The 10970-nt window shown below is 56.2% G+C and carries 8 protein-coding genes; 7 read left to right on the forward strand and 1 reads right to left on the reverse strand.

The window, feature by feature from the left end:
- Positions 1-102: 102 nt before the first annotated feature.
- Genes PEL01S_RS34605 through PEL01S_RS22250 form a run of 3 tightly spaced genes read left to right on the forward strand, consistent with a single transcriptional unit; the run spans position 103 to position 2871 of the window.
- Entirely contained in the window at positions 103-1299 is a 1197-nt protein-coding gene (locus PEL01S_RS34605) for a sensor histidine kinase (RefSeq protein ID WP_163768503.1), read from the forward strand.
- The gene (locus PEL01S_RS22245; RefSeq protein WP_054972538.1) at positions 1296-1922 is read left to right on the forward strand and encodes a response regulator transcription factor; all 627 of its coding nucleotides are present in this window, start codon (positions 1296-1298) and stop codon (positions 1920-1922) included. Before PEL01S_RS34605 ends, PEL01S_RS22245 begins: the two co-directional genes overlap by 4 nt.
- A gap of 34 nt (positions 1923-1956) precedes the next feature.
- A complete protein-coding gene (locus PEL01S_RS22250; protein ID WP_127461895.1) occupies positions 1957-2871 on the forward strand; it encodes a polyprenyl synthetase family protein in 915 nt (304 codons plus the stop codon).
- 162 nt (positions 2872-3033) lie between these two features.
- On the opposite strand, the gene PEL01S_RS22255 is transcribed toward PEL01S_RS22250, so the two are convergent.
- Entirely contained in the window at positions 3034-3585 is a 552-nt protein-coding gene (locus tag PEL01S_RS22255) for a YflT domain-containing protein (protein WP_239551529.1), read from the reverse strand.
- 153 nt (positions 3586-3738) lie between these two features.
- On the opposite strand from PEL01S_RS22255, the gene PEL01S_RS22260 reads away from it, so the two are divergent.
- The 4 genes from PEL01S_RS22260 to PEL01S_RS22275 all read left to right on the forward strand — a co-directional run bounded on the left by PEL01S_RS22260 (position 3739) and on the right by PEL01S_RS22275 (position 10711).
- Positions 3739-4896 (forward strand): PP2C family protein-serine/threonine phosphatase, encoded by a 1158-nt coding sequence (locus PEL01S_RS22260; RefSeq protein WP_010494910.1) that lies wholly within the window; start codon positions 3739-3741, stop codon positions 4894-4896.
- A gap of 62 nt (positions 4897-4958) precedes the next feature.
- Complete coding sequence (locus PEL01S_RS22265) at positions 4959-8585, forward strand: response regulator (protein WP_127461896.1); 3627 nt, start codon at positions 4959-4961, stop codon at positions 8583-8585.
- Positions 8582-9502: a CheR family methyltransferase gene (locus tag PEL01S_RS22270; protein ID WP_231884797.1), complete on the forward strand. Its 921-nt coding sequence runs from the start codon at positions 8582-8584 to the stop codon at positions 9500-9502. The genes PEL01S_RS22265 and PEL01S_RS22270 overlap by 4 nt, the downstream gene beginning before the upstream one ends.
- Positions 9503-9514: 12 nt before the next feature.
- Positions 9515-10711: a hybrid sensor histidine kinase/response regulator gene (locus tag PEL01S_RS22275; RefSeq protein ID WP_127461897.1), complete on the forward strand. Its 1197-nt coding sequence runs from the start codon at positions 9515-9517 to the stop codon at positions 10709-10711.
- The last annotated feature ends 259 nt before the right edge of the window (positions 10712-10970 follow it).

The raw sequence follows: 10970 nt of genomic DNA on the forward strand, positions 1-10970 counted from the left end.
GCCATCATACCGTCTGCCCTTTTTACAGGAAGCTACGCTTTCTTGTTTCAAGATTTAGTAGATGCAAGAGAAATTGTATTTATCTTTGCAGGCTCTATTATCATGCTATCTTCTGTCATGTACTCGGCCGAATACTTCACAACGAGACTGGAACGGTTCCTGTTCCCTAGAAAGTACGTCCTCCAGACGGCGCTCAAGAAAATTGCCAAGAGTCTGGGAGCCATCTCCAGCTTCCGCGATCTGAAGGAAATCGTCCTCGTGGACATTGTCAAGACGCTCCAGGTAAGGGGCGGTGCGATCGTGTTCCAGTACGAGAACGACACCGAGATCATCGACGAAGGGGAGATCGATACGGCGGAGATCAAGAAAATGATCTGTTCATCGACGTGGCTCCACCATCCGATATACACCTGTATCGAGATTAATCGTCATGAAGAATACGCCAGCTACTTGGTCATCACGAGCAACAAAGCGAACACCTTGCTGGGCAAGGAAGAGGTTCAATGGCTTCACTTGATTACTTCCTACTTGGAAGTCAGTCTGGAGAATGTCCACTTGATCCGCAAGCTGACGGCGAAAATGCAGCTGCTGGCGGCGCAGTTGCCCGACGAGCAGTCGGCGCAGGACATCCAATGGTTCCGCAAAATCATGTTTGAGCTGCAAGAGGAAGAACGGCTCCGGATTGCGGCCGATCTTCACGATACGACGATGCAGGATTTGTTTTTCCTCAAGCGCCGATTCGTGTCGCTACTGGACAAATACGCGATGAACAAGGAAGACAAGGAGCATTTGAACAACATTATCAATTTCGTAGAAATGATCAACAACAGCCTGCGGCAAAGCTGCTTCGAATTGAATCCGTTCCTGCTGAAGGAGATCGGGTTGATCGAAACCGTGCGGACGTATCTCGATAAGGAAGCGTACCATACGCCGTTCGAGATTGAGTTCAAGGAAGAGGGCGCTTCCTCTATCGAGTCGAAGGATTTGACGACAAAAAGGCACATTTTCCGCATTGTTCAAGAGCTGCTTAACAATGCGAAGAAGCATTCGCAGGCTTCGAAAGTATCTTTTGCCATGACAATGAAGGATCATAAGTTCTGCCTGACTTATGAAGACGACGGCGTCGGGTTTGACAGCACGCAAGTACCTCGCATGGAGATTGGAGCATCTGGGATGGGAGTGGAGCAAATGAGAGGTCGTATCTTGCATTTGAACGGAAAGCTGGAGTTCGATTCGCGGCGAGGCGCCGGTGCGAAATTCGTGATTACGATTCCGGTGCGGGAGGTGATGTCCGTATGAACGAAACGGTCAAAGCTCTCGTGATCGATGACCATCCTCTCGTTGCCCACGCGACGAAGGAATTATTGGAGGACACAGACTGCATTGAGGTGGTCGGTATTGCCAGCAGCGCTGAGGAAGGATTGGAGCAGATCAAGAAGCATCAACCGGGGCTCGTTTTTCTGGATTACCAGCTTCCCGATCTGTCGGGGACCGATGTTGCGGCGCAAATCAAGAAGGAATATCCGCACATACATATTGTGATATTTACCGGGCACGACTTGACGGGGGCGATGAATCGGCTCATCGAGCTGAAAGTTAGCGGCGTGCTTTCGAAGGAATCCAGCATCAGAACGATCAAGAACATGGTGAACTGCATTCTGGACAACCATACGATGCTGCCGTTGTCGCTATATCACCAGATTCAATTGAGCGGCTCGCCTTCGTATGAAGACTTGAACGATGAAGAAGTGATGATGATGGGGATGGTCGTCAAAGGGGCTACGCACGATCAGATTGCCGACCATATCCACATGAGCAAACGTACCGTCGATAATTACCTGCGCCGAATTTACGACAAGCTGGGCGCGAAGTCGAGAATGGAAGCGATGGAGAAATTTATTAAGAGCAGGCATTATACATAGTCACTTTACATGGACAATCAGGGGGACGGGCGGATTGGATCGGGAGACAGTAGAGCATATGTACCGGATGGTAGACGATCATGTGGGCGCGGAGGATCTCAATGCTTTGCTCAAAGCGTTCATCGAGGAGAAGGCGCAGGAACAAGGGTCGTGGTCGAGCATCACACGCTGCACCCATGAGATGCTGGAAGGAGCTTCGCCGCATATCGACCGGTTGGCCGCGGCGACGGAATTGATTCTTCTCTGCTTCGATATCGTCGACGACCTGCAGGATCAGGATCACGAGAGCAAGCCATGGATGCAGTGTCCGCCGGCGGTTGCGTTAAATGCGGTGCTCGTCTTCCTGACGGGATTCATCGGGGAGCTCGGCCAATGCGGAGTGAACAGGCGTTCGCTTTATGAAATCAGCAAAATGCTGTCCCGGTCGGTCAGCGGACAGCATAAAGACGTTACGAATCAGGTACCCGAGGTCGACGATTATCTTGCAATGATTCAGGAGAAATCCGGGTCCCTGTTCCGATTCGCGTGCCAGATGGGATATTGTCTGACGGATTGCAGCGATGAGACGAAGGAGCGGATTGACGATCTGGCGGATTGCGTCGGAATGATTCATCAGATCCAGAACGATCTGAAGGACATTGCCCAGTTCGACGTAAAAAGCGATTTGCTGCTTCGCAAGCGGACGCTGCCGATACTGTATCTGCTTAATGTAGACAGTGAAGCGTTTCGCCCGGTGAAGGAGTACTATGAAGGAAAAATCACCGCAGACGTTCTTTTGCAGGATAAAGAGCAGTATATGCGGCTGATCGTGGATTCCGGCTGTATTGAATATACCAAGATCGTGCAGTCCGTATGCGTTCAAAAAGCAGAGGAGCTATGGACCGGTCTCCAGGTCCCGTCCCCGTGGAAGGAAAAGTTTCGGGAGCTTACATACGCCGCTTTTGCTTAGAGTCACCCGACTAAAAAATAAAGAAGCACCTTGAGACCCGCAAAAGGATCGAGGTGCTTCTTTGGCTTGGGTGGAAACGTACAGTGCCCGTCGGCCCCGGGCAGGGACGGCTTGCCTCAGGCGGGGGGAGCTTCAGGCAAGCCGTGATGACCGACAAGCGCTCTACACGGTGCCGCCCGGACCTGACATGTATATGCCACCCATCGGAGGAATGGCCACGTCCTCGGGGTGCTCGCGGCGGCGGGCGAGATCTTCGTTCGTCCGCTCGAAGGTGCGGGTATCGTCCTCGTACCAGACGAGCACCATAATGCGCCCCTTGTCCAGCTCCTTCTCGTACCGCTCCGCCTCCAGTGCGGAGATGCCGAGCGATTCCATCTTGGCCCGGAGCTTATCGCCGCGGGAGCGGAACAGGTTGGCGAAGGCCGTCGCCATCCCTTCCTCCATCACGCCGATCGTATTCGTATCGGTCAAGCGGCTGAGCCCTTCGGTCCGGTCGTTGTCATGCGCCAGCACATAAATTTCATTTAGGGAATGGCCTTCCTCACGAAAGCCCCGAATGGCGCGGATGGCGTACTCTTCACCTTCTACCAGCTTCACTTTTGTTTTCATGAGTCGTCCCTCCTCGAATCGGTTCAGATCATGCGTCCGGGCTTCGCCGGGCATGTCTGCCATGGAGTTGGCCAGCCGTCCGGATCGGTCCGGCTTATGCTTCATTAACCCGGATTTTCCGTGCCGAAACAATCCTTAATATGATTCAAGCGTTCCGCTTTCGGTTAATTAAGCTTAAAAAAAAGCTATAATGGTAAGAACGGACCTTTGCCCTCAGGGCCAAAGGATGCACACGGATAAGGGAGAGACGAACAAGGTATGAACATTGCCATCGTGGACGATAACCCGGTCAATCTCATTGTGATCGAGAAAATATTAAAAAACGCAGGATACGATTCGTTCTGGAAAGCTTCTTCGGCGGTGGAAATGATGCAGCGGCTCACGGAGTATGCGGACGGGGGCAAGGTGCCGGTCGACTTGATTCTGATGGATATGATGATGCCGGAGATGGACGGGATCGAAGCGTGCCGGCGTATTCAGCAGGATGAGCGCTTGAAGGATATCCCGGTGATTATCGTGACGGCACTCGGCGATTCCAACAAGCTGGCGGAGGCGATGGAGGCCGGGGCGATGGATTACGTGATGAAGCCGGTGAACAAAATCGAGCTGATCGCGCGGATTCGTTCGGCGCTGCGCCTCAAGTACGAGAAGGATTGGCACAAGGAAAACGATGCCCGTATCCGCGAGGAGCTGGAGCTTGCCCGGCAAGTGCAGGGTAGCGTGCTCAGCCCGCCTCTGAAGAAGGAGAGGCTGGAAATTAGCGCCGCGTATTACCCGTCGTTCGAGCTGGCGGGCGATTTTTACGCATGGTACCGGATTGACGAGGACCGGCACGGCGTCATCATCCTGGACATTATGGGCCACGGGATTTCGTCTTCGTTGGTGTGCATGTTCATCTCCTCGGTCATGCAGGACACGATCACGCGCTTCGTTTCGCCGGAGTTCGTCGTGACAGAGCTGAACCGGTACATGAACCAGCTCAATCATAAAAATCCGTCGGTTAGCTATTATTTTACGGCGATTTATTTGCTGATCGATACCCAGACCAAGACGATCGAATACGTGAACGCGGGCCATCCGCCCGGGTTTCTTTTTGAAGAGGGAAAAGCGCCGGTGGCGCTCAATCAGGGGAGCTGCGCCGTCGGTTTCTTCGATCAGATGGAGATTACGAAGAGCATCTTCACCTATGAGCAGCCGATCCGCATCGCCTTGTATACGGATGGGCTGCTGGAGGCGCTGCCGCTGCCGGAGGCTTACCCGGAGGACGCGGCGGAATCGGATCTGCTGGCGCTGCGTCTGCAAAGCTGCATTCATCAGACGTCCAGCCCCGAAAGCCTGGTCGAGACCTTGCTGCCGCAGGACGTGAGGGAGGCGCAGAGCGACGATATTTGCATGGTGCTGATCACCGCTACGTAGCTGGCGGCCACGAATAAAGACGATACGAAGAGAGAGAAAGGGACGGGAGAGGGAATGAACTGATGAAGATGAAGACGAAGCTGTTTATGGGATTCGGTATCTTGCTGGTGTTGATTTTCGCTTTGGCGGGCGTCGGCATGAACCGGCTGACCACCACCGATTCCAGTATTAAGGAGATTTATGAGAACCGGTACCAGAAGGTGCGGACCAGCACGCAGGTGCGCAATGACGCGGCGGAGCTTGCCAAAGGCATCGTGAATTTGCTGTTGATCGACTCGGAAGAAAGCGACAAGAAGAATGCCGAAGCGGTCAAGACGGTCAGCGGCAAGGTCATGCAGGGCCTTCAGCAGATTGACCAATTCTCCAAAGAAGGAAAAGAACGGGAGCTGGCTGACGAAGTTCTGCTGCATGGCAAACGCTTCCTGGAATTCAAGGATCAGGTCGTTCGTCTGAACCAAAGCGGCAGACAAGCGGAGGCCAACTCGCTTCGCACGACTGTCGGGATTGATCTGCAGGATAGATTTACGAGAAGCATGGGCAATTTGACGAATTTCCACAGCGAGGCGATGGATGCGGCCATCCAGCAGGCGTTGAGTGACAATCAACAGACGATGATGTATACCGGGCTGTTGACGCTGATCGGTCTGCTGCTGAGCGTGGCCATTATGCTGTGGATCGTGTTCGGGTTTTCCCGGGGGCTGAACATCCTCTCGGCGATGCTTACGAATTTTGCGAGCGGGAAATGGGGGCACGCAGCCTACCGGGTGCCTATTACGTCCAATGACGAATTCGGCCGACTTGCAGGTGTGTTCAATCGGTTGGCGGACGATCTGGAGCAAGCGACGGCGAGTGAACGGACGCTGCATAAGATGAACGAAGACATGCTGTGGCTGCAAACCCAGATCGCGCATATGTATGCGATGCTGGAGGATTCGCGGAAGGTCGAAGAGATGGCGCAAACGTTCATCGGAGAGCTGGCCCGCATCGTTGGCGCGCAGGACGGTGCGCTCTATGTGCTGAAGCAGACGGCGTCGGGCACCAAGCTGGCGCTTGCCGGCACATACGCCCGTTCGGAAAGCACGGCGGCTGCCGAGCTCCCGCTCGGAGAAGGGCTGGTCGGGCAGTGCGCAAAGGACGGCAAGCCGATCACGGTCGAAGGCGTCGTCGGACAATACGGCGCGATCCGCTCCGCCTTCGGCGAGCTGGAGCCGCTGACGCTGACGGTGCAGCCGGTCGAGTACGACGACGAAGTGATCGCGGTGTTCGAGTTGGTGTCGCTGAAGTCGTTCTCGGAGCTGGAGCAGAAGCTGATCAAGCAGACGAGCGAGAACCTGGGCGTAACGCTGAACGTCTTGATGGGACGTCTGAGGATCGAGGAGCTGCTGCGGATTCACCAGTTGCTGACCGACGAATTGCAGAGCCAGTCGGAGGAGCTGCTGTCCCAGCAGGATGAGCTCAAGGCTTCCAATGAGAAGCTTGAAGAGCAGACGCAGGCGCTGCGGGCGTCGGAGGAGCAACTGCAGCGGCAGCAGGAGGAGCTGGAGCAGAGCAATGACGCTTTGGTCCGCAAGACCGTAGAGTTGGAAGAGCAAGTCCGCGAGACGGAGGAGGTCAACCGGAAGATTGAGCTGACCAAGGAGAAGCTGGAGAAGCAAGCGCTGGAGCTGGCGCTCGCCTCCAGGTACAAATCGGAGTTTCTGGCGAACATGTCGCACGAGCTGCGGACGCCGCTCAACAGCTTGCTGATCCTTTCGCAACTGCTGAAGGAGAACAAAGAGCGCAACTTGACGGGCAAGCAGGTGGAGTACGCCGAGACGATCTATTCGTCCGGCTGCGACTTGCTTAAGCTGATCGACGATGTGCTCGATTTGGCGAAGGTCGAATCCGGCCGGATGGAGCTGCATGAGGAGACGGTCTGCTTGCAGGAGACGGCCGAATCGATGAGAAAAGCGTTTGGACCGTTGGCCCGTTCCAAAGGATTATCCTTCGAGGTGGATTTCGGCGGCGAGTCGCCGGGGCAGCTTCAAACGGACAGCGGGCGGCTGAAGCAAATTTTGAAAAATTTGCTGTCCAACGCTTTCAAGTTCACGCAATCCGGGAGCGTCCGCCTCACCATACGGCAGCTCGCGGAGCCTAGACCGATGGTCGCCTTCGAAGTTGAGGATACGGGCATCGGGATTTCCCCCGATAAGCAGCAGCTGATCTTCGAGGCGTTCCAGCAGGCGGACGGAACGACGAGCCGCAAGTACGGCGGGACGGGGCTCGGCCTCTCGATCAGCCGGCAGCTGGCTTCGCTGCTCGGCGGAGCGATTGAGCTTGAGAGCGAGGAGGGCCGCGGCAGCCGGTTTACGCTGTATTTGCCGCACGACGCGCGGTTGGCGTCCGGCGCGGCCGAAGCGGCTCCTGCCGCCATGCCGCCTTCTACAGAGTGGCCGCGGCTTGCGCCTCTGCCGCTCGCAAGCGGCGAGATGCCGGCGACCGCCTTCACGGACGACCGCGACAGCATTGCGGAAGGCGACCGGGTGCTGCTGATTATCGAGGACGATACGCATTTTGCCGCGATCCTGCTGGACATGGCGCGGAGCCGGGGCTTCAAGGCGGTCGTCGCGCTGCAGGGGGACAAGGGACTTCAGCTCGCCAAGACCCTTCAGCCGGATGCGATTCTGCTCGATATCCAGCTGCCGGTCATGGACGGCTGGTCCGTGCTCGTGCAGCTCAAGAACGATGCTTCCACCCGCCATATTCCGGTTCATGTCATTTCCGTCGTGGACGAGGTGCATCAAGGGCTGTCGATGGGAGCGATTGCCTGGCTGCGCAAGCCGTCCGGCAAAGAGCATCTGGAGCAGGCGTTTACGCATATTTTATCGTTCCTGAACCGCGACCTGCGTAATCTGCTCATTGTAGAGCCGGACGAGGTACAGCGCGAGAGCTTGGTGAACCTGATCGCTCATGACGACGTCCGAATTACGGCCGTAGCGAGCGGCGGGGAGGCGCTGGAGGTGCTGGCGGCGCAGCCGTTCGACTGCATGGTGCTCGATTATGGAATGACCGGGCCATCCGTCTACGAGCTGCTCGACCGAATCAAGGCGGACGAGGGGCTGCGGCGGCTGCCGATTGTGATTTATACCGGCAAGACGCTGGATAAGAAGGAGCAGCTGCGTTTGAAGAAATATGCGGAATCGATCATCATCAAGGATGTGAAGTCGCCGGAGCGGCTGCTTGACGAGACGTCGCTGTTCCTGCACCGGGTCGAGGAGAACTTGCCGGAAGAGAAGCAGCAGGTGCTTCAGAAGCTGCACAGCATCGAAACGGTATTCAAAGGCAAGAAGGTGCTGCTTGTCGACGACGACATCCGCAATGTGTTCGCGCTGTCCAATCTGCTCGAAGGGCTTGGCATGCAGGTGGCGTTCGCCGAGACCGGCAGGCAGGCGCTCGATTCGCTGGACCGGGAGCCGGACTTCGATCTCGTGCTGATGGACATCATGATGCCGGAGATGGACGGCTACGAAGCGATGCGCGCCATCCGCAGCGACGAGCGATTCGACCGGCTGCCGATTATCGCCCTGACGGCCAAGGCGATGAAGGACGACCGCGAGAAATGTATCCAAGCCGGAGCCTCCGATTATATTACCAAGCCGGTTCATACCGAGCAGCTGCTCTCGCTCATGCGGGTGTGGTTATACAAATGAGCGGCAGATTGTACGATCAAAAGGCAGGGGACTTGAGCGCGCTGCGCAAGCTTGGTTCCGTCTATTCGGGGGCGGACGGAGGCCGGGGCACCCGGGAGGAAGAGGAACGGGAGCGCATCGAGATCGCTTTGCTGCTGGAGGGGCTGTACCGGCTGTACGGCTTCGACTTTCGCAACTATGCGTATCCGTCCGTCCGCCGTCGCATCTGGCACCGCATCTACGCGGAGCGGCTGCTCAGCGTATCGGGCCTGCAGGAGCGGGTGCTGCACGACCGGAGCTGCGCGGAGCGTCTGGTGGACGATCTGGTCATTCACGTGACCGAGATGTACCGGGACCCGAGCTTGTTCGCGGCGTTCCGGGAGCGGGTCGTGCCGCTGCTGCGGGAGCTGCCTTCCTTCCGCATCTGGCACGCGGGCTGTTCGACGGGGGAGGAAGTATACTCCACCGCCATTTTGCTGCATGAGGAAGGGTTATACGACCGGGCACGCATCTATGCGACCGACATTAACGAAGAGGTGCTCCATGTGGCGGAGCGCGCTGCTTACCCGCTCAAGAAAATGCAAGAATATACCAAAAATTACATGCGGGCCGGAGGCAAGGATGCCTTCTCGGGATATTACGGCGCCTCCGGGAACGTGGCCGTATTTCATCCTTTTTTGGGGGAGCGGATCGTTTTTGCCCAGCATAATCTGGTGACGGACCGGTCGTTTAACGAGTTCCACGTCATCTTTTGCCGCAATGTCATGATTTATTTCGATTCGATCCTGCAAAACCATGTACACGATCTGTTCCACGAAAGCTTGTGCCCGCAGGGGATTCTCGTCTTGGGGCATAAGGAGTCGATCACATTTACGAAGCATGCGGGGCATTACGAGACGCTGGATCAGCAGGAGAAAATATTTCGCAAGATCAAATGAGGTGGGGCTTGTATGGACGTTCCGATCCGCATCTTGCTGGTGGACGATCAACCGGAGAACCTGCTTGCGCTTGAGGCGGTGCTGGAGGACCAGAACTATATTCTGGAGAAGGCGACCTCCGGGGAAGAGGCGCTGCGCTGTCTTCTCAAGCACGAATTCGCCGTCATCGTACTCGATGTGTACATGCCGGGGATGGACGGGTTCGAGACGGCCCAGTGGATCAAATCCCGCGAAAAAACGCGGGCGGTGCCGATCATCTTCATCACCGCAGCGCCAGACGAGCAGGATCAGGCGTTCACGGCGTATTCCGTCGGGGCGATCGATTATATTGTGAAGCCGTTCGTGCCGCGCATGCTGAAGTCGAAGATCGAAGGGTTCGTCAGCATCTATTTGGCGCAAAAAAAGCTGCAGCAGCAAACCGAGCTGCTGAACGAACGAACCCAGGAGCTGCAGCGGGCAAAGGAAGCAGCCGAGCAGGCCGCTATGGCCAAAGCGAATTTTCTGGCGATGATGAGCCACGAAATCCGGACTCCGCTGAACGGGGTTATCGCCATGGCCGATCTGCTCGTGGAGACGGACCTGAACGCGGAACAGCGCGAGTACGTCGATACGATACGTCGAAGCGGAGCCGCGCTGCTCTATGTCATCAACGATATTTTGGACTTGTCCAAGATCGAATCGGGCAAAATGGAGATCAAAGAAGAGCCGCTGAACCTGAGGACGAGCCTGATCGAAACGTACGAGGTGTTCCACGCTGAAAGCCGCAGCAAATCGCTGGAGCTTACCTACGATATCGATCCGGCGATCCCCGAATGCATCATCGGCGACGAATCGAGGCTGCGGCAGGTTCTGATCAACCTGGTCGGCAACGCCGTCAAATTCACCGAGCAGGGCGGCGTGCACGTCTCGGTCGCGGTATTAAGCCACTCGGAAGAGCGGCTGGAGCTGGAGTTCCGCGTCTCCGACACGGGCATCGGCATTCCGGAGGAGAAGCGTGACTTGCTGTTCCAGCCGTTTACGCAGGTTGATTCGTCCTTAACCCGCAAATACGGGGGGACGGGGCTGGGACTGGCGATTTGCAAAAATCTTGTGCAGCTCATGGGCGGCCGCATCGCGCTTGCCCCGGGAGACCGCCGGGGGGCGGAGTTCGTTTTCTCCATCCGCGTCAAGGGCTGCGCCGAATACGGCTGCATGGGCGCTGTCAAATAGAAGGGGATTAAGGGGGAAGTGTGCTTACCCGAATCCCCTAATCCCCCAATCCTCAAAATCCGCCTGCAAAACAGCGGACATTTCCCTCGCCGGTTTTCCGCTCCGCCTTCCGGTACCGGTCGGATATTCCTCTCCTTGCTCTCCCGTGACACAGTCGCAGCATTTATCGTTAAGGCTGAGAAGACTCCCTCTTCGATAAGGGGGAGATGAATCAGTGGCTCTTGTGTATGTATGAGAACATATGTGCTATAATTGTAAT

The sequence above is a fragment of the Paenibacillus elgii NBRC 100335 genome (genome assembly GCF_004000865.1).
Taxonomy (GTDB): Bacteria; Bacillota; Bacilli; order Paenibacillales; family NBRC-103111; genus Paenibacillus_G; species Paenibacillus_G elgii.